This is a genomic window from Streptomyces sp. PsTaAH-137, assembly GCF_003259365.1.
Taxonomy (GTDB): Bacteria; Actinomycetota; Actinomycetes; order Streptomycetales; family Streptomycetaceae; genus Streptomyces.
Genome location: NZ_QLLY01000012.1, coordinates 39,884 through 62,647, shown reverse-complemented (window position 1 = coordinate 62,647; position 22,764 = coordinate 39,884). Strand labels below are relative to the sequence as shown.

Below are 22,764 nucleotides of genomic sequence, written 5' to 3'. Positions count from 1 at the left end.
GGCTTCTCTGTGTCGCGTCTTGTGGGTGGCGGCGCCGGGTCAGCGCGCCGTCCGCGGTTGCAGCTTGGGTTCGGCGTGCTTGGCGAGGTCGGACGGTTTGGCGGTGCGGACCGGGAGCCCGCTGTCGGTGGTCGGGACCGGGTCGGACGCCGCGGTGCGGGCCCGGGCCCGGCCCCGCGTGCGCATCACCGGTTCGGGCAGCTCGGCGGCCTCGGCGACGAGTTCGCCGACCCGCGTGCCGGCTCTGCGGCCCTCCAGGTGCAGCCGCCCGACGTTGACCCGGTTCTCGGCGAGCAGGGTCAGCACGGCGGTGTCCCCGGCGGCGTACGTCGCGACGTAGCCGTCCGTGCCGCGCACCAGGAGTTCGCGGAAGGCGCCCTGCCCGGTGGCGTCGGCCAGCCGCTGGGCGACCCCGAGCGCGGCGGCGGTCAGCGCGGCGACCCCCTCCGGCTCGACGCCGGAGGTGTCCTGGGCGAGGACCAGCCCGTCGACGCTGGCCGCGAGCGCCCCGGTGACCTGGGGCACCCGCACTCTCAACCGCTGTAGTTCGCCGAGGACTTCGGCCTCGTCCGCCATCGGCGGTCTCCCTTCGGAGAGTTCGGAGGATGCGGCGGGGCCCCGGGTGCTGCGGCGGAGGCGGATCACAGGGCCTCCAGGGCGTTGCGAAGGCGGCGCAGCAGGGCCACGTCGGGGTCGTCGACGGCGGCCTTCGCCAGCCACTCGGGCGGGGCGGCGACGGCGGCCGGTGCCGGGGGCGCGGTGGTGACCAGACCGCCCGCGGCGAGCCGGCGCAGGTCCACCAGGGTGTGGAAGGCGGGCCGGCCCAGCAGGAGCGCGATCTGCGAGGCGGTGCGTTCGCCGTCCACCAGATCGAGGACGCGGCGCCGGCGCGGCGGCACCCGGGCGTCCTCGGTGCCGGCCCGGGTGAGCGGGGCGGTGTCGGTGTCGGGCTCGGGCCAGATCCGCTGGAGCAGATCGCGGCGGCGCAGTGTCTCCCGCTCGACGGACGCCACCGGCACCGGGCGCACCACGCCGAACCAGTGCGAGACCCCGTAGCGGAACCGGGTCGGGCCGCTGCTCGGGGCGAGGGTGAAGTACGCGGCGTCGAACAGGGCGCCCAGATGGCACAGTTCGAGCGCGCCGTCGCTCAGTCCGCCGTGCTCGACGAGATAGCGGCCCACCCCGCGCCGGGCCCCGGCCCGGTCGACCGCCTCCCACCAGCCGTCGGCGTGCACGGCACCGCCCGCGGTGAGCAGGACGTCCATCCCGGGTGTCGCCGGGGACTCCGCGTGCACGATCCGGCCGTCGGCGAGATAGAGGGTGCCGTGCTCCCGTATGAGTGCGCCGGTGGCCTGCTCGGCGGCGAGTCTGCTGAGCATCGGGGAGACGCCTGCGGGCGCGGGGGCCGTGGTCATCCCAGGACCAGGCGGTCTGCGAGGTCGGCCAGGCGTATGCGGGACAGCGCGAGGTTGCCCTCGTCGCGGTCCAGCCACAGATGCAGGAAGACGCTGCTGTCGAAGGTGGTCGGCACGAACCGCAGCAGGTGGTAGCCGTCGCGGCTGGTGACGATGACGTCCTCGACGGGCGGCGACTTGTCGCCGGCCGCCTCCTGCGTCCAGTCGTTGCCGTCGGCGGGGGCGAAGGCCCGGTGCTCGGCGGCGAGCCGGGCCAGTTCCGCGGCCTCGGTGGCGGTCGCCTCGTGGTCGCCGTTGGGCGAGTCCCCGATGGTGCCCAGCGCGAGCCCGCTGGTCCAGTCGACGACGGAGGCGCCGCGCGCTCCCGGCAGCCGCATGGCCTCGAGCAGGCACTCGTCGATTCCGGGCACGCCTGAAACCCCCCACCTCTACCGCGTTGTCCTACCGCTGATGCGCGTGTGACGAAGACGCTACGCACAGTGCGGCGGCCTGGTGAGCGTTCTGGCATTTTCCAGTGGAACATTTGACGACCGTCTAGAATCCGCCAACCCGCCCTGAACGAACCGGTATTACCGGGACGTCAGAGATCGAGCAGCGCGGCGCGCAGGGCGCCGCCGGACTCCGCGACGATCTCCTCGGCCGTCTGCGGCTCCCGTACGGTCGCGAAGCGGACGTCGCCGCCGGGCCCGGCGGCGAAGCCGTAGATCCCGGGCCGGGCCAGCGAGTTGTACGCGTAGTGGTGCGCGAAGCCGTAGGCGCCGGTGTCCAGCGCGGCCACGTGGTCGCCCGCCGCGAGCAGCGGCAGGGTGCGGTCCGCGGCGAGCAGATCTCCGGCGAAGCAGGCGGGCCCCGCGATGTCCTGCGCGGTCCCGGGGCCGGCCGCCGGGCGCCCCTGGGCGTCGTACGCGGCGATCCGCAGCGGCCACGCCTCGGGCAGGTACACGGTCCTGGTCGCCACCTGAACTCCCGCGTGGGTCACGGCGATCGGGCGTCCGCCGCTCTCCTTGGCGTACTCCACGCGCGCGAGGGTCGTGCCGTGCTTGGCGAGCAGGGAGCGCCCGAACTCGGTCACCAGGCCGTAGCGCCCGTCGAAGAGCCCCGGCACCCGCTCGGCGAGCAGCCGGGCGTATCCGGCGTGGTCGGGGGTGTCCTCGTCGGAGCCGAAGTTCACCGGGAGGCCGCCGCCGATGTCGAGGGTGTCGATCTGGCGCCGCCCGGCCAGAGCGTTGATCTCCTCGGCGAGCTCGTACGCCGCGCGCACCCCCTCGGCCAGCAGCTCCAGCGGCACGCCCTGCGATCCGGAGTGCGTGTGCAGGCGGGTCAGCCACGGGCGGTCCAGGTAGGCCCGGACGATCCATTCGCGGGCCCCTTCGTCGCGCAGCGCCACCCCGAACTTGGAGGTGGCGGTCGCGGTCGACGTGGCGCCGATGGACCCGGCTCCGGTCTGCGGGTTCACCCGCACGCCGAGCGGGGAGCGGGTGGGCGCGGAGCCGACGAGGGCGTCGAGGCGGGCCAGCTCCTGCGGGTTGTCGGCGTTCACCGCGATGCCGAGGGCGAGTGCCTCGCGCAGTTCGGCGCCGGTCTTGGCGGGGGAGTCGAGGACGGTGCGGGTGGGCGGCACCCCGGCGGCGCGGGCCAGGGCCAGCTCGCCGGGGCTCGCCACCTCGGCGCCGAGACCGGCGCGGTGCAGCAGCCGCAGCACCGGCACGAGCGGGGTGGCCTTCACCGCGAAGGCGTGCAGGATCTCGGTGCCGGGCGCGGCGACCGCGTCGAAGGCGGCGCGCAGGGCGGCCGCGGAGGCGCGGATGCCGGTCACGTCGAGCAGCCCGGCCACGGGGGCGCCGGGCCCGACGAGGCCCTGCTCGACGGCCGCGCGCACGGCCAGGTCGCGGTCGCGTGCGCGACGGTCGGGGAGTCCGGGAAGGGGAACGGTGGGCGCGTCCGTGGATGCCATGCGTCCAGGCAACCACCGGTGCGCCGCCGAGGCAGGGTGTTGACTAGATCTATTCAGGTCGCGAGGATGTGAATAGAGAATTCACCGGGTACGCGGACCGGGACGCCCGATGCGAGAGGACGACAGTCAGTGAGCACTCAAGCCCCGTCGGGGGCGCGGGACGGCGGTTCGGGCTTCCTGGAGATGTGGCGGGACCTGCTCCCCGTCGGCCGGGACAAGGACACCCGCGGCTACCGCCGGCACGCCTGGACGGGCGCCGACGCCGACTGCCGCGCCTGGTTCAGGGAGCAGGCGGAGTCCCGCGGCCTGACCTACGAGCTGGACCGCAACGGCAATCAGTGGGCCTGGCACGGCGACCCGGAGGCCGGCGGCGCCGTCGTCACCGGCTCGCACCTGGACTCGGTCCCCGACGGCGGCGCCTTCGACGGCCCCCTCGGCGTGGTCTCCTCCTTCGCCGCCCTGGACGAACTCCGCCGCAGGGGAGCGGAGTTCACCAAGCCCTTCGCCATCACCAACTTCGGCGACGAGGAGGGCGCCCGCTTCGGCCTGGCCTGCGTCGGCTCCCGCCTCACCGGCGGCCATCTCACCCGCGAGGCCGCCCACCGGCTCACCGACGCCGACGGCGTCACGCTCCCGCAGGCCATGGAACGCGCCGGGTACGACCCCGACGCGATCGGCCCGGACCCCGAACGCCTCGCGCGGATCGACGCGTTCATCGAACTCCACGTGGAGCAGGGCCGCGCCCTCGACCTGTCCGGCGACGCGGTCGGCGTCGCCAGCTCCATCTGGCCGCACGGCCGCTGGCGCTTCGACTTCGCGGGCGAGGCCAACCACGCGGGCACCACCCGCCTCGTCGACCGCCGCGACCCGATGCTGCCCTACGCCGAGACGGTGCTCGCCGCCCGCCGCGAGGCCCGCCTCGCCGACGCCGTCGCCACCTTCGGCAAGATCTCCGTCGAGCCCAACGGCGTCAACGCCATCCCCTCCCTCGTCCGCGGCTGGCTCGACTCCCGCGCCGCAGGACAGGACGCCCTCGACCGGACCGTCACCGCGATCGAGAAAGCGGCCCGCGAGTACGCCGACGCGCACGGCATCGACGTCACGCTCACCCGCGAGTCGTTCACCCCGGTCGTCGAGTTCGACCACGCGCTGCGCGGCGAGCTCTCCCGCATCCTCGGCCTGGACACCGGCCTGGACGTGCCCGTCCTCGGCACGGGCGCGGGACACGACGCCGGAATCCTCGCCTCGTCGATCCCCACCGCCATGCTGTTCGTACGCAACCCGACGGGCGTCTCGCACTCCCCGGCCGAGTCCGCCGCCGAGGACGACTGCCTCGCCGGGGTGCGCGCACTGGCCGACGTACTGGAAGGGCTGGCCTGCAAGTGACGACGTACTGGTTGGAACACGCCTGGCTCGGCACCCACGTCGAGCCGAACGTGGCCGTCGACGTGACGGGCAGCGACGGCACGGACGGCACCGGCCGCATCACCGCGGTCCGCACCGACGTCCCCACCCCGCCGCCCGGCGCCACGGTCCTGCGCGGCCTGACCCTGCCGGGCCTCGCCAACGCCCACAGCCACGCCTTCCACCGGGCGCTGCGCGCGACGGTGCAGGTCGGCTCGGGCACGTTCTGGACCTGGCGCGAGGTCATGTACGGGGTCGCGGACCGGCTCACGCCCGACACCTACTACGCGCTCGCGCGGGCGGTGTACGCGGAGATGGCGCTGACCGGCATCACGGCCGTCGGCGAGTTCCACTACGTCCACCACGCCCCCGGCGGCACCCGGTACAGCGACCCGAACGCGATGGGCGAGGCGCTGATCGCCGCCGCGGCCGACGCCGGGATCCGCATCACGCTCCTCGACACGGCGTACGTCTCCTCCGGCTTCGGCAAGGAGCCCGACCGGCACCAGCTGCGCTTCTCGGACGGCACCACGCAGGGCTGGGCCGAGCGCGCCTCCCTCCTCACCGACCGGCCGCACGCGCGGATCGGCGCGGCCGTGCACTCCGTGCGGGCCGTTCCCGCGGACCAGCTGGCCACCGTCGCGGAGTGGGCCGCCGAGCGGGGTGCCCCGCTGCACGTCCACCTCTCCGAGCAGACCGCCGAGAACGACGCCTGCCAGGCCGCCCACGGCTGTACGCCGACCCAGCTCCTCGCCGATCACGGGGTGCTGGGCGAGCGCACCACCGGCGTCCACAACACCCACCTCACCGACGCCGACATCAAGCTGATCGGCGGCTCGTCCACCGGCACCTGCATGTGCCCGACCACCGAACGCGACCTCGCCGACGGCATCGGGCCCGCCGTCCAGCTCCAGCGGGCCGGTTCGCCGCTCTCGCTCGGCTCGGACAGCCACGCCGTGATCGACCTCTTCGAGGAGGCGCGCGCGATGGAGCTGAACGAGCGCCTGCGCTCGCGCACCCGGGGCCACTGGACGGCGGCCGCGCTGCTCCGCGCCGCCTCCGCCGACGGACACGCGGCGCTGGGCTGGCCCGACGCCGGCACCCTCGAACCCGGCGCCCTTGCCGACCTGGTCACCCTCACCCTCGACTCGGTCCGCACCGCGGGCGCCCTCCCCCGCCTCGGCGCCGAGACGGCCGTCTTCTCGGCGGGCGGCGCCGATGTCACTCACGTGGTCGCGGGGGGCCGTGTGGTGGTCCGCGACGGCGACCACGTGGCCGTCGGCGACGTGGCATCGGCCCTGACGGAAGCCATCGCGGCACTGAGGTAGCGACGCGTCGCCGGGTGCGGCTCACGTCGTGGCTGGCCGCGCAGTTCCCCGCGCCCCTGAGACGAGCTCCGCTCGCCCAGGGGAGGCTGCGCGGAGCGCATGCCTCAGGGGCGCGGGGAACTGCGCGAGAAGCGGCCACCGGCCCGCGCGCTCGGAACATTCGCACCACCCACCCCGGAGAGGAACCCATGACGACCGCGACGGCGATCACCCACATCGGCACCCTGGTCACCAACAACCCGGACCTCGGCGACGGCCCCCTCGGCCAGATCAAGGACGCCGCGCTCGTCATCGAGGGCGACAAGATCGCCTGGGCGGGCCCGACGGCCAAGGTCCCGCAGACCGACACCACCCGCGACGCCGAAGGCAAAGCCGTGATCCCGGGCTTCGTCGACTCCCACTCCCACCTGGTCTTCGCAGGCGACCGCACAGAAGAGTTCAACGCCCGCATGTCCGGCCAGAGCTACAAGGCCGGAGGCATCCGCACCACGGTCGCCGCCACCCGAGCCGCGACCGACGCCGACCTCGAAGCGAACCTCACCCACCACCTCGCGGAAGCGCTCCGCCAGGGCACGACCACCTTCGAGACCAAGTCGGGCTACGGCCTCACCACGGCCGACGAGGAACGCGCCCTGCGCATCGCGAAGGCCCACACCGACGAGGTCACCTACCTCGGCGCGCACATCGTCTCGCCGGACTTCGCCGACGACCCGGCGGCCTACGTGGCCCTCGTCACCGGCGAGATGCTGGACGCCTGCGCCCCGCACGCCCGCTGGATCGACGTCTTCTGCGAGAAGGGCGCCTTCGACGGCGACCAGGCCCGCGCGATCCTCACGGCCGGCAAGGCCAAGGGCCTGCTCCCGCGCATCCACGCCAACCAGCTCTCCTACGGCCCCGGCGTCCAGCTGGCCGTCGAGCTGGACGCGGCGAGCGCCGACCACTGCACCCACCTCACGGACGCGGACGTCGACGCCCTCGCGAACAGCGACACGGTGGCGACGCTGCTGCCCGGCGCCGAGTTCTCCACGCGCGCCGAGTGGCCGGACGCCCGCCGCATCCTCGACGCGGGCGCCACGGTGGCGCTGTCCACGGACTGCAACCCGGGCTCGTCCTTCACGTCCTCGGTGCCGTTCTGCATCGCCCTCGCGGTACGGGACATGGGCATGACCCCGGACGAGGCGCTCTGGGCGGCGACGGCGGGCGGCGCGAAGGCACTGCGCCGCACGGACGTCGGCCACCTGGCGCCCGGTGCGCGGGCGGACCTGGCGTTCCTGGACGCCCCCAGCCACGTACACCTGGCGTACCGGCCGGGCGTGCCGCTGGTGTCCGAGGTCTGGCGGGCCGGGGTGCGCGCGGCCTGACGCGGCGGGCTCAGCGGTGTCCGAGGTAGAACCCCAACGCCCGCTGCAGCACCCGCCCCTGGGGCCCGACGGGCAGCTCCCACTCGCCGAGGTACTCCACGGCCCGCCCGCCGGCCCCGGTCTTGAAGCGGAGCCGGTCGAGCAGCCGGTTGTCCTCGGTGAGGAGCGGACTGACGGCCCGCAGGTCGTACGTGTCCGCGCCCGCGGCCCGCGCGACGCCCAGCATCCGCCACAACAGGGCGTGGTCGGAGCGCAGTTCACGCCCGCGTGAGCCGGACGCGGCGTAGGAGTGCCAGAACCGCTGCCCCACGGAGATCATCAGCGCGGCGGACAGCGCCTCGCCGTCGCGCTCGGCGAGATAGAGCCGCAGCCGGTCGCCGTCGTCCGTGTTCAGCGCCTGCCACATCCGCTCGAAGTACGCGACGGGCCGGGCCTTGAACCCGTCCCGGGCGGCGGTCTCGGCGTACAGCCGGTGGAAGGCGGGCAGATCGGCGTCGGAGCCCCAGGTCACCCGGACCCCGGCCGCCTCGGACGTGTCCAGCGCCTCCTGCCAGTGCGGCGCGAGCCCGGAGCGCACCGCCTGCGCCGACCGTTCGGCGAGCGGCACCTGGCACCCGTACCGCGGCTGCCCCACGCCGAACCCGGCGTCGTCGCCGTCGGCGCACGGCCGCCACCCGAGCCGCCGCAGCCGCTCCCCGACCTGGAGCGCGATGCCGTCGATGTGGTCGGCCGCCATGCCGTGCAGATGCCGTACGCCGCTGTCGGCGATGCCCTCCGCGACGGTGGCCGGCTCCCACTGCCGTACGACGAGCGGGGGACCGATGCGCAGCGAGAACGCCCCGCGCCGCGTCACATGCGCGATCAGCGGCTCCAGCCACCGGCCGAGCCGCGGGTCGGTCCAGTCGAGGGACGGTCCGTCGGGCAGATAGGCGAGCGTGCGCCGGGTCCCGGGCAGCGCCCGGTACAGCACCAGCGCCGCCGCCACCCGGCTCGGCCCCTCGAACCACCCGACGCTCTCCGCCTCCCAGTCGGGCTTCACGGCGCCCCACTCGGGGATCTGGAGGTGGCTCACCCCGGGATACAGGGTGCGGTGGGCCAGATGCTCCGCGCGGGAGACGGCGCGCACGGAGAGCGCGGGCTGGCTGGTCATGGCAGGTGATGGCTCCTGTTCTGCGGCGGCCAGCCTAAGCCCTCCGGAGCGTTCACCAGCAGCCATTGCAATGAAATCAGAGTCGTCATTGCGTTAACCCACAACCCGAGTGCAACGAATTCCCTCGCCTGACCTGCTATTTAGTCGCACAACGGCAACGAAGACATTGATGAATCCGCGAACGCAACGTAGCGTTTCTCTCAACGGAAACAACGATTCCCAGGAGAAAACCATGCAGACCTTCGCCACCCCCGCCCAGATCACCGCCGTTCTCGCCGTCCCCGCCACCCGCATCGAGATCGTCGCCGCGGACCGCGCCGACACCACCGTCGACGTCCGGCCCGCGAACGCCGCCAAGAGCCGCGACGTGCAGGCGGCCGGGGAGATCACCGCGGTCTACGCCGACGGGGTGCTGCGGATCGCCGCCCCCGAGGCGAAGAACCGGGCCCTCGGCTCGTCCGGCTCCGTCGAGATCACCGTCGCGCTGCCCGCCGGCTCCGGTGTCGAGGTCACGGGCGCCGCCGGTGAGGTGACCGGATCCGGCCCGCTCGGTGACGTCGTCGTCGAGAGCGCCCTGGGCCCGGTCTCGCTCGCCGAGGCCGCGAGCGCCCGGATCGGCCTCCAGGACGGCGCCGTCACGATCGGCCGCCTCACGAAGGGCGGCGAACTGTCCACCCAGCGCGGCGACCTGACGGTCTCCGAGGCCACCGCGGGCCGGCTCGCGCTGAGCACGCAGAAGGGCGACATCACCGTCGCCGCCGCGGGCTCCGCCACTCTGGACGCGACCACCGCGTTCGGCCGGGTGAACAACTCCCTCAAGAACGACGGCACCCCCGCCCTGACCGTCACGGCGACCACGTCCTACGGCGACATCACCGCCCGCGCCGTCTGACCGCGCCCGGTGGGCGCACGCGAAACGGGTCCGTCTCCCGGGGATCAGGGAGACGGACCCGTTTCCACGAGGAACCGTTCTAAGGGGCCGGAGGGCGGGCTCACTCCTCCACCGTCAGCCCCTTGCGCAGGCGTACCAAGGTGCGCGACAGCAGTCGCGACACGTGCATCTGCGAGATTCCCAGCTCTTCGCCGATCTCCGACTGGGTCATGTTCGCCACGAAGCGCAAGGACAGGATCTTGCGGTCGCGCGCCGGGAGTTCGGCGATCAGCGGCTTGAGGGACTCGACGTACTCGATGCCCTCCAGGCCGTGGTCCTCGTAACCGATGCGGTCCGCGAGGGCGCCCTCGGAGTCGTCCTCCTCGGGCTGGGCGTCGAGCGAGCTGGCGGTGTAGGCGTTGGACGCCGCCATGCCCTCGACGACCTCTTCGTTCGACAGGCCCAGGCGTTCGGCGAGCTCGCCCACCGTCGGCGCGCGGTCGAGCTGCTGGGCGAGTTCGTCGCCCGCCTTGGCGAGGTCGAGGCGGAGTTCCTGAAGGCGCCGCGGTACGCGCACCGACCAGGAGGTGTCGCGGAAGAAGCGCTTGATCTCACCGACGATGGTTGGCATCGCGAAGGTGGGGAACTCGACGCCTCGGCTCAGCTCGAAGCGGTCGATCGCCTTGATCAGGCCGATGGTGCCGACCTGGATGATGTCCTCCATCGGCTCGCTGCGGGAGCGGAACCGGGAGGCCGCGAACTTCACCAGGGCGAGATTGAGCTCGACCAGGGTGTTGCGGACATAGGAAAAGTCGTGGGTGCCCTCTTCGAGGGACTCGAGACGCTCGAAGAGCGTCTTGGAGAGCGCTCGGGCGTCGAGTGGGGCGACTTCGTCAAACGGGGGGATCTCCGGCAGGCCGTCGAGCCCTTCCAGGGAGTCCGTCGCGGTGCCGGAAGCGTCCGAAGCGGTGGCGTCGGCGTCGGCGCGGGGTTCCGGGGGGAGAGTCGACGACGCCTGGTCAGTACGCGATGCGTCGAGCCGGGGTGACATGATGTCCTCCATCGTTCTCGGCATATGGCTGCCGATGCCAATACGTGCACTGTGCGGTGTGCGGCGCCTCCAAAGCCGGCCGTGTCGATTGGTGTCCTTACTAGGCCTACCCGTTTTCCACATCGGGCCGCAAGTGCGCTTGATGGTGAAATGTCCGGTTCCTAGGGGTTGTTCGGGTACCGGGACGCGTAGGGAAGGCGTAGTGTTCGAGGGCGTCAACCGCACGTCGTAAGCAGTGCAGAGCTTGAGCGGGAGAGGGTCGTCATGGACCGCGGGACAGTCGGCAGCGCCAATAGGGGCCGGCTTCTGGTCGAGGTGCGCCAGGAGGGTTCCAGCGCCGTGGTGACACCGGCGGGTGAGTTGGATCACCACACCGCCGATCTGCTGCGCGAACCCCTGGATGAATGCCTCGCGAACGGACTTTCCCGGCTGATCGTCGACTGTTCGCGCCTGGAGTTCTGCGACTCGACCGGGCTGAACGTCCTGCTCGGTGCCCGCCTCAAGGCCGAGGCCGCGGGCGGCGGAGTCCATCTGGCCGGGATGCTGCCGGTGGTGGCCCGGGTCTTCGAGATCACCGGCGCGGAGGCCGTTTTTACCGTGCACGAATCACTGGAAGCGGCGCTCGCCGCGGAGTGATGCGAAGGCTCCGAAAGGGCGCGCACGCCCGGGACGCAGAAGTTACGCTCCAGTTGTCTCTACGTGATCGAGGCGTTACCAGCGTCACAAGGTCTCCATCGAAGTGAGGGGTGTTCTCACCGCCCCTCCGGGCAGGAGACCCCCGACCGACAACACGGCGTAACCGACACGGGCGTCCCGACTCCTACCCCTGATATCCCTGAACTTTGAAGCTGACATTGGTGAATCGGTGAGGTGAAGTGCTGATGAGCGCCACCCGGCCCTACTCGCCGGGCGACCACGGCCCCGGATCCGGCGACGAGCCGGACGCCGAGAGCCGTCGGGTCCGCAGGCTGAGCCTGGGCGGTGAGAGCGGCATCGTGCCGCTGGCCCGCGACTTCACCCGGGAGGCGCTGCACGCCTGGGGCTGGCTGCCGGCCGCGACCGCGGACCGCCGCGCCGCCGCGGAGGACGTGCTGCTCGTCGTCTCCGAGCTGGTCACCAACGCCTGCCTGCACGCCGAGGGCCCGGACGAGATCGCCCTGTTCTACGGGGACTCCCCGGCCAACAAGGTGCTGCGCATCGAGGTCACCGACCGCGGCGCGGGCGAGCCGGCCCCCCGCACCCCGCACCGCGCGGGCCGCCCCGGCGGCCACGGCATGTTCATCGTGCAGCGCCTCTGCCTCGACTGGGGCGTCGTGCGCACCCCCGGGGTCACCGGCAAGACCGTGTGGGCCGAGGTCGGCGCCCCCGCCTGACCCGCCGCGCGGGCCCGTCCCGTCCGTGTTCTCCGAGCACGCCGGATCGTCTTCGATCCGGCGTGCTCTTTGTCTTCCCTCGGCAAGGTCCCCGGCGTACCTTGAGCCACCCGCATCTGATGAACCGTCAGTAACCGTCGGTGTGAAGGGATTTCAAGGTGTCGTACCGCACGTACCAGAAACGAACCGCCGCGTACGCGCTCAGCGCGGCCCTGGCCGGCTCGGCGGTGCTGATGGCCGCCCCCACCGCTTCGGCCACGGTGCAGGACGTCAATTACCAGTGCAAAACGCCGATCGGCGACAAGGGAGCCGTCTCCCCGATCGACATGAAGTCGGTCAAGAGCGGCAGCGGCTACAAGATCACGATGTCCTTCCAGAAGGGCGTCTCCTCCAGCCCGGTCGAGCTCGGCAAGGGCGCCATGAAGCCGAGCGCCGTCATCAAGCTGGGCGGCGCGGAGACCGGGCAGCTGGCCGTCTCGGGACCGCCGAACTCGGAGGCGATCCCCGCCAACTCGCCGATCAAGATCAGTGACCTGAGCGGCACGTACACGCCGAAGAAGAGCGGCAAGGTGACGTTCACGGCGGGCGTGCTGACCATCAAGGCGCTGGGCACGACGACGACCTGCACCCCGTCGAACAACCCGAAGCCGTCCCTGGAACTCGACGTGAAGGCCGCGGGCGGCAGCGGCGGTTCGGGCTCCTCGGGCTCGACCGGCTCCTCCGGCTCCGGCTCGACCGGCTCCGGATCGTCCTCCTCCTCGTCGTCATCGGGCGGCAGCCAGCTCCCCCAGACGGGCCCGGAGGACTCAGCGATAGCCCTGGGCACCCTCGGCGCCACGGTGCTCCTCGCCGGAGCGGCCGGGACCCTGTGGCTGACTCGTCGCCGCCAGCAGGCGCCCCGCTAGGGGCGCGGGGAACTGCGCGAGCAACCACATATGAGCCGCACTCGCAGACGAAACCGAGGCTCCTACGGCGCGTGGGCGCTCATGGGTGCCGCCCTACTGATGTGGGGCGGCACCGCGGCGCCGGCGACTGCGGCCCAGCCGCAATGGACCATCGCCCCGTCGGCCGGCGCCGGCACCCGCCCGGCGACCGACGACGGCCGGCCCTACATCTATGCGGAGGGCACCCCCGGCACCGTCCTGGAGGACAAGGTGGCCGTCACCAACCCCACCAAGAAGCCGCTGCGCGTCACCCTGCGCGGCGCCGACGCCGACAACCGCACCGACGGCACCCTCGACCTGCGCAACAAGGCGAAGGACACCGGCGCCTGGATCACGTTCGCCGAGAAGAACGTGAAGATCCCGGCCCGCACCCGCGCCGAGGTCCCCTTCACGGTGACCGTCCCCGCGGGCGCCACCCCGGGCGACCACCCGGGCGCGATCGTGGCGAGCGGCGGCGGCCGGGACGCCGGGGTCAGCGTCCGGCTGCGGGTCGGCGGACCCACCCTCGCCGCGCTCACCGTCGAGCACGTCCGCGTGAAGGACGGCGACTCCATCGCGTACGACGTGGTGAACCGCGGCAACACCACGCTCACCCCCCGCCTGGCCGTGCGGGCCGACGGAGTCTTCGGCAGCGTCCTCGACCGCCGTGCCCGCACCCTGCCGGTCGAGCTGCTCCCGGGCCGCCGCGTGACGCTCACCGAGCCCTGGCCCGGCGCGCCCGCGCTGGACTCGGTCGACGTGAAGGTGACGGTCACCGCGGGCGGCGGCGCGGCGGACTCGGCCACGACGACCGCCCGGTTCGTGCCGTGGGGCGTGCTCGGCGGCGCCCTCGCGGTGCTCGCGGGCGCGGGCTGCGCCGCCTACTGGTACGTACGCACCCACAGGGACCGAAGGGACCGAGGAGGAACCACATGAACCGCCGCAGCGCCCGCGCACCGCGGCTGCTGACCGTCCTGGCCCTCGTCGCCGCGCTGGTGGCGGGCGCCGCTCCCTGGGCGTCGGCCGCCGACGGCAAGCCCACCGTCACGCTCTCCAAGTCCCAGGCCGGAACGGGTGGTTCGATCACCGTGAAGGGCGCGGGGTGGGGTCCGAAGGCGCTGCTCATGCTCCTCGTCTGCGGGCAGGCGACCCCGGAGCGCGGGGTCGTCGGCGGCACCAACTCCTGTGCCAACGCGGACGGGCTCGCCGTCACCACCGACGCCTCGGGCACCTTCAGCAAGAAGCTGCCGGTGGCCGAGCCGCCCGCCGCCTGTCCCTGCGTCGTGCACGTGGCGACCGCGACCGGCCCGAAGGCGCAGGCGGACGCCGCCTTCCAGGTCGCCGGGCATCCGGTGAAGGCGCTGCCGAAGGAGTCCGGCACCGGGCAGCTGTCCATGGTCACCGACACCCGGCTCGACGGTTCGAGCGGCATCCTCACCTGGTTCGGGGCGCCGCCCTCGCGCTCGTTCGTCTTCACCGTCGGCAACGTCGGTTCGGCCCCGGTCAAGGACCCGGTCTTCCAAGTCGGCACCTCCCACGGCGTGTTCGCGCCGCAGTGGGAGGAGCAGCAGTGGCGCGGCACCGTCGAGCCGGGCCGCAAGGCGCAGATCAAGCTGCCCGTGGAGCTGACGGCCGGCGACCACGGCAGCTATCTGGTGTCCCTGAAGTACGGCGGGAAGGTCCTCGCCGAGCAGCCCTGGGGCGTGGGCCGCCCGTGGGGCGTGACGCTCTTCTGGATCCTGCTCTGCGTCGTCGTCCCGGCCGCCGTCTTCCGGATCGGCATGGCGGTCGTGGACCGGGTCAGGCCGCGTGACCGGTACGGGGCGCAGGGCCGTCACCGCGGGCAGCGGCTCGCCGAACTCACCGTCCGTATGCCGAAGCTGAGGCTCCCTCAGCAGGATCCGCCGCCGTCCGACAGGCCCCCCGGGCCGTCGGCGGACGCGACCACCACGAACACCCTGCCCTGGTTCGCCCCGGACACCGGTCCCGGCGCTCCGGAGGCCGGGCAGCTCTCCGCACCGTCCGACCACAGCCCGACGACGAAAGGAAACCCGTGACCACCCAACGGAGAGTGAGCGCGGCCGGCGTCGCCCTGATGCTCGGCGGGGCGGGACTGCTGTTCCTCGCGTCCCCCGCGCAGGCCGCAGAAGTCTCGTACAAGACCGAGTGCATCCCGCCCGCGATCTCCGGCCTCGATCCCGTCGAGGGCACCACGCAGGTGGAGCTGACCGCGCCCGCGACGGCGAAGGTCGGCGACGAGGTCGAGGTGACCTGGAAGTTCGTGCAGGCCGCTTCCAAGAACCCGGACGTCCTCGATCTCGACGCGAACACCGTGCAGCCCACCGGCACGCTGAAGGCGGCCGGGGCGCAGACCGGGAACATCTCGATGACCGGGCCGCGGGAGAACCCGGCGATCCCCAAGAACAGCGCGATGAAGCTGTCCACGATGACGGGCAAGGTCAAGCTGACCGCGGCCGGTGATGTGACGCTGACCCCGGACGCGTACAACATCAACGTCAACAAGCCCATCTCGACGGACACCAAGTGCTCGCCGAAGGAGACGGTGAAGCCCGGCGCGACCATCAAGGTCACGGACGGCGGCGGGAGTTCGGGCGGCGGCACCACGAGCGGGTCCAACGGCGGCACCACCGGTTCGGGCGGCACCACCGACTCCGGGGGGACCACGGACAGCGGCGGTACGACGACGTCCGGCACGACGGGGTCCACCGACACCGGAGGCACGAGCGGCGGCTCCGGCGGGCAGACCGACCTCACCGGCAAGGAGGTCTCGATCCCGTACGCCTGCAAGACCCCCATCGGCGACAAGAACGCCACGTCCCCGGTGCAGATCAACGCCAAGAAGGACGGCGGGAACTACGCCCTCACCGTCCAGTTCAAGAAGTCCGTGATGGACAGCCCGGCCGACATCCCGGCCGACTCGGTCAAGCCGTCGATGGAGGTGAAGCTGGGCGGCGCCGACAAGGGCACCGTCCATGTGGAGGGACCCACGAACAAGGAGGCCATCAAGTCCGGCGCCCCGATCGAGATCCCGGACCTGACCGGCACCTACAAGCCGGGCGCCGACGGCAAGTCGACGCTGTCCCCGGGCGTCCTCATCGTGGAGGCGCTGGGCACGACCACCACCTGCACGCCGACCACGAACGCGGTCTCCCTGGAGATCGACACCACGGCCGTGGAGGGCGGCGCCTCGGGCTCCGGCTCGGGCTCGGCGGGCGGTTCGGCCTCCGGCTCGGCGGCGGGCGGCTCGGCCGCGAGCGGCGGCCTCGCCGAGACCGGCGCCTCGAACGACGGCGCCCTGCGCGCCCTCGGCCTGGTGGCCGGCACGGTGATCCTGCTGGGCGGCGCGGTCTTCACGTTCCTGCCGAAGCGGCGGGCGGCCAGGAGGTAGCGGCCAGCGGAAGGGGCCCGGCCCGCACCGTGTGGTGCGGACCGGGCCCCTTCGGGTGCGGGTCGGGTCAGTTGACCGAGCCCATGAGCTGCTTGACCTTCTTGCGGTACATCCAGATGCCGACACCGGCGACGACGGCGAGGGCCACCTCGATGGCGACCGCTCCCTTCGTGTTCAGGTCGACGCCGGCGGTGGAGAGCAGACCGGTGACGGAGTCGCCCGCGGTGACCGCGAGGAACCAGACACCCATCATCTGCGCGCTGTACTTCGCCGGGGCCATCTTCGTCGTGACCGACAGGCCGACCGGGGAGAGGCACAGCTCGCCGACGGTCTGGATGAAGTAGATCGCCACCAGCCACATCGGGGAGACCTTGCCGCCGTTGGCTGCGGTGTCGATCAGCGGGATCAGGAAGACGGCGAAGGAGATGCCCATCAGGACCAGCGACGACGCGAACTTGACCGCCGTGCTCGGCTCCTTGCCGCGCTTGTTCAGCCAGATCCAGGCGGAGGCGACCACGGGGGCCAGCGCCATGATGAAGATCGGGTTCAGCGACTGGTACCAGGACGTCGGGAAGTCGAACCCGAGCAGGGAGTTCGTCGTCGAGTTCTCGCCGAAGATCGACAGCGTCGAGCCGTTCTGGTCGTAGATCATCCAGAAGATGGCGGCGACGACGAAGAACCAGATGTAGCCGGAGAGCTTCGACCGCTCCTCGCCCGTCAGCTCCTTGTCGGTCTTCATCCGGTACAGCACGGCGACCGGGATGATCAGGCCGATCAGGGTCAGCGGGACCAGGATCCAGTTCAGCGTGTACGTGCCGGTGGCAACCACGATCACGTAGAAGACCGCGGCGACGGCCGCCCAGATCAGGCTGGTGCGGAGCGTCTTCGCCTTCTCCTGCGCCGTGGCGGGCTTGGTGACGATGTCGCTCTCGGAGCTCAGGTGACGGCTGCCGAGCAGGAACTGGGCCAGGCCCAGGGCCATGCCGATCGCGGCGAGCGCGAAGCCGAAGTGCCAGTTGACGTTCTCACCGACGGTGCCGATGGTCAGCGGCGCGAGGAAGGCGCCCACGTTGATGCCGATGTAGAAGACCGTGAAGCCACTGTCGCGGCGCGGGTCCTCGGGGCCCTTGTACAGGTGGCCGACCATCGTGGAGATGTTGGCCTTCAGCAGACCCGAGCCGAGCGCCACCAGCGCCAGACCCGCGAAGAACGAACCCGCGCTGGGCAGGGCCAGTGTGATGTGGCCGAGGATCACGATGGAGGCGCCGATGGCCACCGTCTTGCGGGGACCCCAGAACCGGTCGGCGACCCAGCCGCCGGGCATGGCGAGCAGGTAGACCATGGACATGTAGACCGAGTAGATCGCCGTGGCCGTGGCGGGGTTCATGTGCAGCCCGCCGGGAGCGATCAGATACAGCGGGAGCAGGGCCTTCATGCCGTAGAAGCTGAAGCGCTCCCACATCTCGGTCATGAAGAGAGTGGCCAGTCCGCGGGGGTGGCCGAAGAAGGTCTTCTCGAAGCCAGGGGTACTGGCCGAGTCCTTCGTCAGGCTGGACGCCATGGTCGATCCTTGTGGGGTGTCGGGACGCGCGCCGCACAGCGGCTGAGCGCCCGGTGGGGGGCGGCCGGCACCGGAGTCCCGCCGACCTCTCCACGCCCGAGGGAAGAGGTGTCACAGCGGGGCCCGGGATCCACACCCCGTCCACGCTTCGTCACGTGTCTCGGGGCCCGGCCACAGGTCATTGCTTTTGACCGCACATGAAAAGGACCTTCGGGCGCAGTGCGCTCCAAAGGTCCCCCAGTAGTGCATCAGGCGTTTGGTCACCATACGACACGACAGTGCGGCATATGGAAGGACTTGAGAGATGGATCACAGGTCCGGACGGAACCGTTCTGCTGATTCCAAGGTTTTCCCCAGGATCGCACTTCGAAGTCGGATGACGTAATCGCGGAGGTCATGACTCCGCTTTCGCCGGGGCCCCTCGCGGACCCGGTCTCGGTCCCGTACCGGCGGATCACCCCACGGCCCTCGTCCGACGCGGACTACCATCACCCCATGACCCGTGTACTGCTCGCCGAGGACGACGCGTCCATCTCGGAGCCGCTGGCCCGCGCCCTGCGCCGGGAGGGTTACGAGGTGGAAGTGCGCGAGGACGGACCCACCGCCCTCGACGCCGGACTGCAGGGAAGCATCGACCTCGTCGTCCTCGACCTCGGCCTGCCCGGGATGGACGGACTGGAGGTGGCCCGCCGGCTGCGCGCCGAGGGCCACACGGTGCCGATCCTGATCCTGACCGCGCGCGCCGACGAGGTGGACACGGTCGTCGGCCTCGACGCCGGCGCCGACGACTACGTGACGAAGCCGTTCCGCCTCGCCGAGCTGCTGGCCCGGGTCCGGGCGCTGCTGCGGCGCGGCGCCGCCGAGCCCAAGGAGGCCCCGGCCACCCACGGCGTCCGGATCGACGTCGAGTCGCACCGGGCCTGGATGGGCGACGAGGAGCTCCAGCTCACCGCCAAGGAGTTCGACCTGCTGCGGGTGCTCGTGCGGGACGCGGGCCGGGTCGTGACCCGCGACCAGCTGATGCGCGAGGTCTGGGACACCACCTGGTGGTCCTCGACCAAGACCCTGGACATGCACATCTCGTGGCTCCGCAAGAAGCTGGGCGACGACGCCGCGAATCCTCGTTATATCGCCACCGTGCGCGGCGTGGGCTTCAGGTTCGAGAAGAGCTGAGGCCGCTCGGGCCCCGGGGTCTTCGCGCCGTAGGGGCTGATCTCCGGGTCCGGCCGCCGGTCGTGTGCGGTTGCTCGCGCAGTTCCCCGCGCCCCTGAGGGGGCGCCCACCGGATCCGGGACACTGGAGCCATGCGCCGCCGACTGATCAATTCCACGCTCGCCGTCGTTCTGGTCGTGATCGCCGTGTTCGGGATCTCCCTCGTCATCGTGGAGACCCGGACCATCACGAACAGCGCCCAGGAGCGCGTGCAGTCCGAAGCGATCCGGCTGGCCTCCATCGTCGACAGCCGGATGCTCAGCGACGAGCTGATCAGCGGCGACGTCCTGAAGAACCAGGTCGCGGGGGAGCGCTACGCGCTGATCGAGATGCCCGGCGACAAGCCCATCGAGATCGGCACCCGCCCGGACGGCGAGGTCATCAAGTACACCGCCGACGGGGAGCAGGGCGAGAAGGTCACCGTCGAGGAGCCCCGCTCCGAGGTGACCGCCGAGGTCGGCCGCACCCTGCTGCTCATCGCCGGGGTGGCGCTGCTCGCCATCGTCGCCGCCGTGCTGCTCGCCGTACGGCAGGCCAACCGCCTCGCGTCCCCGCTCACCGATCTGGCCTCCACGGCGGAGCGCCTGGGCTCCGGCGACCCGCGTCCGCGGCACAAGCGGTACGGGGTGCCCGAGCTGGACCGGGTCGCCGACGTCCTGGACGGCTCCGCGGAGCGCATCGCCCGCATGCTGACCGCCGAGCGGCGGCTCGCCGCCGACGCCTCGCACCAGCTCCGTACGCCCCTCACGGCGCTCTCCATGCGCCTGGAGGAGATCACCATGACCGAGGACCTGGCCGAGGTGAAGGAGGAGGCGACGATCGCGCTCACGCAGGTGGAGCGGCTCACCGACGTCGTCGAGCGGCTGCTGACCAACGCCCGCGACCCGCGCACCGGCTCGGCCGTCACCTTCGATCTCGACGAGGTGATCAAGCAGCAGCTGGAGGAGTGGCGCCCCGCCTACCGCAGCGCGGGCCGCGCCATCGTCTCGTCCGGGAAGCGCCACCTCACGGCGGTCGGCACCCCGGGCGCGGTCGCCCAGGTACTCGCGGCGCTGATCGAGAACTCGCTGATGCACGGCGGCGGCACCGTCGCCCTGCGCACCCGCGTCACCGGCAACCAGGCGGTCATCGAGGTCACGGACGAGGGCCCGGGCGTCCCCTCGGAGCTGGGCTCGCGGATCTTCGAGCGGACCATCAGCGGCCGCAACTCGACGGGCATCGGCCTCGCGGTCGCCCGCGACCTCGCCGAGGCCGACGGCGGCCGTCTGGAGATGCTCCAGGCGAGCCCGCCGGTCTTCGGTCTGTTCCTGTCCCGTACGCCGCTGAAGAAGCAGTCCGGCGATTCCGAGACGATCCGCTAGGACCGCTACTTGATGCGCTGGACCGGGGGCGCCGGTTCGTCCAGGAACGATTCCGCGCTGGCCACCGCCTCCTTGGCCGGCAGCGCCCGGAACACCCAGGTGCGGTAGGACCAGAAGCGGAACAGGGTCGCGAGGCCCATGCCGAGGAACTTGAAGATGTTGCTCTGCAGCGAGCTGTCCCAGTGGAACCAGTAGGTCGCCGCGTACAGGACACCGTTCTCGATCACCAGGCCGACCACGCTGAACAGCAGGAACAGCGTGAGTTCCTTGGCGCGGCCGCTCTTGTCGCGGTCACGGTAGGTGAAGTAGCGGAACCCCACGTAGTTGAAGACGATGGCGACGACCGTGGCGATCACACTGGCCCGCACCACCTGGAGGTCGGTGCCGTGCCGCATCAGGTTGAAGACCGCGAAGTTCACGAGGACGCCCAGGGCGCCGACGACGCCGAACTTGGCGATCTCCCTGGCCAGGGACGCGAACCGCACCCGCAGTGCGCCGAGGCCCTTGGCCGGCCGGTTGGTCGTCACGCTCATAATCGTCGCCTCTGCCCCCGTCGTCCCCGTGTGTTCGGTCACGCGGCTCCGGCAGGAGCCGACCCAGTCATGCTAACCACGGCCCCTCGTGGGCGCCTGCGGACGCCGTCGATGGTCTTACCTCGTTCTTTCCTACAGAAAGAGGGGCGCGTGGGAACCAGTCATTTGGCCGATACCCTGGGGATGTGACGTTTCCGGTAGTCGGCATGGTCGGCGGTGGCCAGCTCGCTCGTATGACACACGAGGCGGGCATCCCGCTCGGCATCAGATTCAAGCTCCTCAGTGACACCCCGCAGGATTCCGCGGCACAGGTCGTCGGCGACGTCGTCGTCGGCGACTACCGCGACCTGGACACGCTGCGCGAGTTCGCGCGCGGCTGTGACGTGATCACTTTCGACCACGAACACGTACCCAGTGAGCACCTGCGGGCCCTGGAGGCGGACGGCATCCCCGTGCGCCCCGGGCCCGACGCGCTGCTGTACGCCCAGGACAAGGGCGAGATGCGCGCGAAGCTCACGGCGCTCGGCGTGCCGTGCCCGCGGCACCGGATCGTGCGCGATCCGGCGGACGTGGTCGCCTTCGCCGAGGAGGGCTCCTCCGAGGGCGACGGCTTCCCCGTCGTCCTCAAGACCGTGCGCGGCGGCTACGACGGCAAGGGCGTGTGGGTCGTGCGCTCCGCGGCGGACGCGGAGGACCCGTTCAAGGCGGGCGTGCCGGTCCTCGCCGAGGAGAAGGTCGACTTCGCGCGGGAGCTGGCGGCCAACGTCGTCCGCTCGCCGCACGGCCAGGCCGTCGCCTACCCCGTCGTCGAGTCCCAGCAGGTCGACGGCGTCTGCGACACGGTCATCGCCCCGGCCCCCGGCCTCGCGGAGGACCTCGCCGGTGAGGCGCAGGAACTCGCGCTGCGCATCGCCAAGGAGCTCGGCGTCGTCGGCCACTTGGCGGTGGAGCTGTTCGAGACTCATGACGGACGCATTCTGGTCAACGAGCTGGCGATGCGGCCGCACAACTCCGGCCACTGGACCCAGGACGGCGCGATCACCTCGCAGTTCGCCAACCATGTGCGCGCGGTCCTCGACCTGCCGCTCGGCGACCCGCGCCCGCGCGCGAAGTGGACCGTCATGGGTAACGTCCTCGGCGGCGACTTCCCGGACATGTACAGCGCGTACCTGCACTGCATGGCCCGCGACCCGCAACTGAAGATCCACATGTACGGCAAGGACGTGAAGCCCGGCCGCAAGGTCGGTCACGTGAACACCTACGGCGACGACCTGGACGACGTACTGGACCGCGCTCGTCACGCAGCCGGATACCTGAGGGGAACGATCACCGAATGAGCCCTGTGGTTGGCATTGTGATGGGGTCCGACTCGGACTGGCCCGTCATGGAGGCCGCGGCCAAGGCCCTCGACGAGTTCGAGATCCCCTACGAGGTCGACGTCGTCTCCGCGCACCGCATGCCGCGCGAGATGATCTCCTACGGCGAGCACGCCGCCGAGCGTGGCCTGAAGGCGATCATCGCGGGCGCGGGCGGCGCCGCACATCTGCCCGGAATGCTCGCCTCGGTGACGCCGCTCCCGGTGATCGGCGTCCCGGTGCCGCTGAAGTACCTCGACGGCATGGACTCCCTGCTGTCCATCGTGCAGATGCCGGCCGGGGTGCCGGTCGCGACCGTCTCGGTCGGCGGCGCGCGCAACGCGGGGCTGCTCGCCGCGCGCATCCTCGCCGCGCACGACGAGGACCTCCTCGCCCGCATGAAGGAGTTCCAGCAGGAGCTCAACGACCAGGCCACCGAGAAGGGCAAGCGGCTGCGCGCCAAGGCCGAGGGCGCGGGGTCCGGTTTCGGTTTCGGGAAGTGA

Annotated in this window: 22 protein-coding genes; 14 read left to right on the top strand and 8 right to left on the bottom strand. The window is 71.7% G+C overall.

The annotated features are described in order from the left end of the window. Positions 1 to 39: 39 nt before the first annotated feature. The 4 genes from K377_RS25715 to K377_RS25700 all read right to left on the bottom strand — a co-directional run bounded on the left by K377_RS25715 (position 40) and on the right by K377_RS25700 (position 3,369). Complete coding sequence (locus tag K377_RS25715) at positions 40 to 576, bottom strand: roadblock/LC7 domain-containing protein (RefSeq protein WP_111665889.1); 537 nt, start codon at positions 574 to 576, stop codon at positions 40 to 42. 65 nt (positions 577 to 641) lie between these two features. Beyond that, positions 642 to 1,415, bottom strand: coding sequence for a transcriptional regulator (locus K377_RS25710; protein ID WP_111665888.1), 774 nt, complete (start codon positions 1,413 to 1,415; stop codon positions 642 to 644). Beyond that, the gene (locus K377_RS25705; RefSeq protein WP_111665887.1) at positions 1,412 to 1,825 is read right to left on the bottom strand and encodes a hypothetical protein; all 414 of its coding nucleotides are present in this window, start codon (positions 1,823 to 1,825) and stop codon (positions 1,412 to 1,414) included. Before K377_RS25705 ends, K377_RS25710 begins: the two co-directional genes overlap by 4 nt. A gap of 170 nt (positions 1,826 to 1,995) precedes the next feature. Continuing rightward, positions 1,996 to 3,369, bottom strand: a complete 1,374-nt coding sequence (locus K377_RS25700; RefSeq protein WP_111665886.1) for a diaminopimelate decarboxylase — start codon at positions 3,367 to 3,369, stop codon at positions 1,996 to 1,998. A gap of 183 nt (positions 3,370 to 3,552) precedes the next feature. Here K377_RS25700 and K377_RS25695 point away from each other — a divergent pair, with 183 nt between their 5' ends. The 3 genes from K377_RS25695 (at position 3,553) to hutI (ending at position 7,462) form a co-directional block, all read left to right on the top strand. Next, the gene (locus K377_RS25695; protein WP_111665885.1) at positions 3,553 to 4,755 is read left to right on the top strand and encodes an allantoate amidohydrolase; all 1,203 of its coding nucleotides are present in this window, start codon (positions 3,553 to 3,555) and stop codon (positions 4,753 to 4,755) included. After that, a complete protein-coding gene (locus K377_RS25690) occupies positions 4,746 to 6,101 on the top strand; it encodes a formimidoylglutamate deiminase (protein WP_111666046.1) in 1,356 nt (451 codons plus the stop codon). The genes K377_RS25695 and K377_RS25690 overlap by 10 nt, the downstream gene beginning before the upstream one ends. Before the next feature lie 188 nt (positions 6,102 to 6,289). Then, positions 6,290 to 7,462 carry an imidazolonepropionase gene (gene hutI, locus K377_RS25685; RefSeq protein WP_111665884.1) on the top strand — a complete coding sequence of 391 codons (1,173 nt, stop codon included), beginning with the start codon at positions 6,290 to 6,292 and terminating at the stop codon, positions 7,460 to 7,462. 10 nt (positions 7,463 to 7,472) lie between these two features. Here the strand turns inward: hutI and K377_RS25680 are convergent, their stop codons facing one another. Next, positions 7,473 to 8,612 (bottom strand): peptidoglycan bridge formation glycyltransferase FemA/FemB family protein, encoded by a 1,140-nt coding sequence (locus K377_RS25680; protein ID WP_111665883.1) that lies wholly within the window; start codon positions 8,610 to 8,612, stop codon positions 7,473 to 7,475. 232 nt (positions 8,613 to 8,844) lie between these two features. Here K377_RS25680 and K377_RS25675 point away from each other — a divergent pair, with 232 nt between their 5' ends. Next, on the top strand, positions 8,845 to 9,504 hold the full coding sequence (locus tag K377_RS25675) for a DUF4097 family beta strand repeat-containing protein (protein ID WP_111665882.1): 660 nt from the start codon (positions 8,845 to 8,847) through the stop codon (positions 9,502 to 9,504). Between the two features lie 100 nt (positions 9,505 to 9,604). Here K377_RS25675 and K377_RS25670 read toward each other — a convergent pair whose 3' ends face one another. Next, complete coding sequence (locus K377_RS25670; RefSeq protein WP_111666045.1) at positions 9,605 to 10,534, bottom strand: RNA polymerase sigma factor SigF; 930 nt, start codon at positions 10,532 to 10,534, stop codon at positions 9,605 to 9,607. A 264-nt stretch (positions 10,535 to 10,798) separates the two neighbouring features. Here K377_RS25670 and K377_RS25665 point away from each other — a divergent pair, with 264 nt between their 5' ends. The 6 genes from K377_RS25665 (at position 10,799) to K377_RS25640 (ending at position 16,239) form a co-directional block, all read left to right on the top strand. Then, positions 10,799 to 11,170, top strand: a complete 372-nt coding sequence (locus K377_RS25665; protein ID WP_111665881.1) for an STAS domain-containing protein — start codon at positions 10,799 to 10,801, stop codon at positions 11,168 to 11,170. Positions 11,171 to 11,415: 245 nt separating this feature from the next. Beyond that, positions 11,416 to 11,907 carry an ATP-binding protein gene (locus K377_RS25660; RefSeq protein WP_111666044.1) on the top strand — a complete coding sequence of 164 codons (492 nt, stop codon included), beginning with the start codon at positions 11,416 to 11,418 and terminating at the stop codon, positions 11,905 to 11,907. 158 nt (positions 11,908 to 12,065) lie between these two features. Continuing rightward, positions 12,066 to 12,812 carry an LPXTG cell wall anchor domain-containing protein gene (locus K377_RS25655; protein ID WP_111665880.1) on the top strand — a complete coding sequence of 249 codons (747 nt, stop codon included), beginning with the start codon at positions 12,066 to 12,068 and terminating at the stop codon, positions 12,810 to 12,812. A gap of 81 nt (positions 12,813 to 12,893) precedes the next feature. Further along, complete coding sequence (locus K377_RS25650; RefSeq protein WP_111665879.1) at positions 12,894 to 13,766, top strand: hypothetical protein; 873 nt, start codon at positions 12,894 to 12,896, stop codon at positions 13,764 to 13,766. Further along, positions 13,763 to 14,887, top strand: coding sequence for a hypothetical protein (locus K377_RS25645; protein WP_111665878.1), 1,125 nt, complete (start codon positions 13,763 to 13,765; stop codon positions 14,885 to 14,887). The genes K377_RS25650 and K377_RS25645 overlap by 4 nt, the downstream gene beginning before the upstream one ends. 38 nt (positions 14,888 to 14,925) lie before the next feature. Beyond that, positions 14,926 to 16,239 carry a hypothetical protein gene (locus K377_RS25640; RefSeq protein ID WP_202455428.1) on the top strand — a complete coding sequence of 438 codons (1,314 nt, stop codon included), beginning with the start codon at positions 14,926 to 14,928 and terminating at the stop codon, positions 16,237 to 16,239. A 67-nt stretch (positions 16,240 to 16,306) separates the two neighbouring features. Here the strand turns inward: K377_RS25640 and K377_RS25635 are convergent, their stop codons facing one another. Beyond that, positions 16,307 to 17,800 carry a peptide MFS transporter gene (locus K377_RS25635; protein ID WP_111665876.1) on the bottom strand — a complete coding sequence of 498 codons (1,494 nt, stop codon included), beginning with the start codon at positions 17,798 to 17,800 and terminating at the stop codon, positions 16,307 to 16,309. A gap of 495 nt (positions 17,801 to 18,295) precedes the next feature. Between K377_RS25635 and K377_RS25630 the strand changes: the two genes are divergently transcribed. After that, positions 18,296 to 18,973, top strand: coding sequence for a response regulator transcription factor (locus K377_RS25630; protein ID WP_018529729.1), 678 nt, complete (start codon positions 18,296 to 18,298; stop codon positions 18,971 to 18,973). Between the two features lie 131 nt (positions 18,974 to 19,104). Further along, positions 19,105 to 20,373, top strand: a complete 1,269-nt coding sequence (locus K377_RS25625; RefSeq protein ID WP_111665875.1) for an ATP-binding protein — start codon at positions 19,105 to 19,107, stop codon at positions 20,371 to 20,373. Positions 20,374 to 20,378: 5 nt separating this feature from the next. On the opposite strand, the gene K377_RS25620 is transcribed toward K377_RS25625, so the two are convergent. Beyond that, on the bottom strand, positions 20,379 to 20,906 hold the full coding sequence (locus K377_RS25620) for a GtrA family protein (RefSeq protein ID WP_111665874.1): 528 nt from the start codon (positions 20,904 to 20,906) through the stop codon (positions 20,379 to 20,381). Positions 20,907 to 21,112: 206 nt separating this feature from the next. Between K377_RS25620 and K377_RS25615 the strand changes: the two genes are divergently transcribed. Beyond that, positions 21,113 to 22,243, top strand: coding sequence for a 5-(carboxyamino)imidazole ribonucleotide synthase (locus tag K377_RS25615; protein WP_202455427.1), 1,131 nt, complete (start codon positions 21,113 to 21,115; stop codon positions 22,241 to 22,243). Continuing rightward, positions 22,240 to 22,764 carry a 5-(carboxyamino)imidazole ribonucleotide mutase gene (gene purE, locus K377_RS25610; protein WP_111665872.1) on the top strand — a complete coding sequence of 175 codons (525 nt, stop codon included), beginning with the start codon at positions 22,240 to 22,242 and terminating at the stop codon, positions 22,762 to 22,764. The genes K377_RS25615 and purE overlap by 4 nt, the downstream gene beginning before the upstream one ends.

What these genes read in the sequence shown, in the direction of transcription:
- K377_RS25615 (WP_202455427.1), top strand. Translation starts at nt 21,113, where the DNA reads ATGGTCGGCGGTGGCCAGCTCGCTCGTATGACACACGAGGCGGGCATC.
- K377_RS25630 (WP_018529729.1), top strand. Translation starts at nt 18,296, where the DNA reads ATGACCCGTGTACTGCTCGCCGAGGACGACGCGTCCATCTCGGAGCCG.
- hutI (WP_111665884.1), top strand. Translation starts at nt 6,290, where the DNA reads ATGACGACCGCGACGGCGATCACCCACATCGGCACCCTGGTCACCAAC.
- K377_RS25640 (WP_202455428.1), top strand. Translation starts at nt 14,926, where the DNA reads ATGCTCGGCGGGGCGGGACTGCTGTTCCTCGCGTCCCCCGCGCAGGCC.
- K377_RS25710 (WP_111665888.1), bottom strand. Translation starts at nt 1,415, where the DNA reads ATGACCACGGCCCCCGCGCCCGCAGGCGTCTCCCCGATGCTCAGCAGA.
- K377_RS25650 (WP_111665879.1), top strand. Translation starts at nt 12,894, where the DNA reads ATGGGTGCCGCCCTACTGATGTGGGGCGGCACCGCGGCGCCGGCGACT.
- K377_RS25660 (WP_111666044.1), top strand. Translation starts at nt 11,416, where the DNA reads ATGAGCGCCACCCGGCCCTACTCGCCGGGCGACCACGGCCCCGGATCC.
- K377_RS25625 (WP_111665875.1), top strand. Translation starts at nt 19,105, where the DNA reads ATGCGCCGCCGACTGATCAATTCCACGCTCGCCGTCGTTCTGGTCGTG.
- K377_RS25680 (WP_111665883.1), bottom strand. Translation starts at nt 8,612, where the DNA reads ATGACCAGCCAGCCCGCGCTCTCCGTGCGCGCCGTCTCCCGCGCGGAG.
- K377_RS25670 (WP_111666045.1), bottom strand. Translation starts at nt 10,534, where the DNA reads ATGTCACCCCGGCTCGACGCATCGCGTACTGACCAGGCGTCGTCGACT.
- K377_RS25700 (WP_111665886.1), bottom strand. Translation starts at nt 3,369, where the DNA reads ATGGCATCCACGGACGCGCCCACCGTTCCCCTTCCCGGACTCCCCGAC.
- K377_RS25695 (WP_111665885.1), top strand. Translation starts at nt 3,553, where the DNA reads ATGTGGCGGGACCTGCTCCCCGTCGGCCGGGACAAGGACACCCGCGGC.
- K377_RS25675 (WP_111665882.1), top strand. Translation starts at nt 8,845, where the DNA reads ATGCAGACCTTCGCCACCCCCGCCCAGATCACCGCCGTTCTCGCCGTC.
- K377_RS25620 (WP_111665874.1), bottom strand. Translation starts at nt 20,906, where the DNA reads ATGAGCGTGACGACCAACCGGCCGGCCAAGGGCCTCGGCGCACTGCGG.
- K377_RS25635 (WP_111665876.1), bottom strand. Translation starts at nt 17,800, where the DNA reads ATGGCGTCCAGCCTGACGAAGGACTCGGCCAGTACCCCTGGCTTCGAG.
- K377_RS25645 (WP_111665878.1), top strand. Translation starts at nt 13,763, where the DNA reads ATGAACCGCCGCAGCGCCCGCGCACCGCGGCTGCTGACCGTCCTGGCC.
- purE (WP_111665872.1), top strand. Translation starts at nt 22,240, where the DNA reads ATGAGCCCTGTGGTTGGCATTGTGATGGGGTCCGACTCGGACTGGCCC.
- K377_RS25665 (WP_111665881.1), top strand. Translation starts at nt 10,799, where the DNA reads ATGGACCGCGGGACAGTCGGCAGCGCCAATAGGGGCCGGCTTCTGGTC.
- K377_RS25715 (WP_111665889.1), bottom strand. Translation starts at nt 576, where the DNA reads ATGGCGGACGAGGCCGAAGTCCTCGGCGAACTACAGCGGTTGAGAGTG.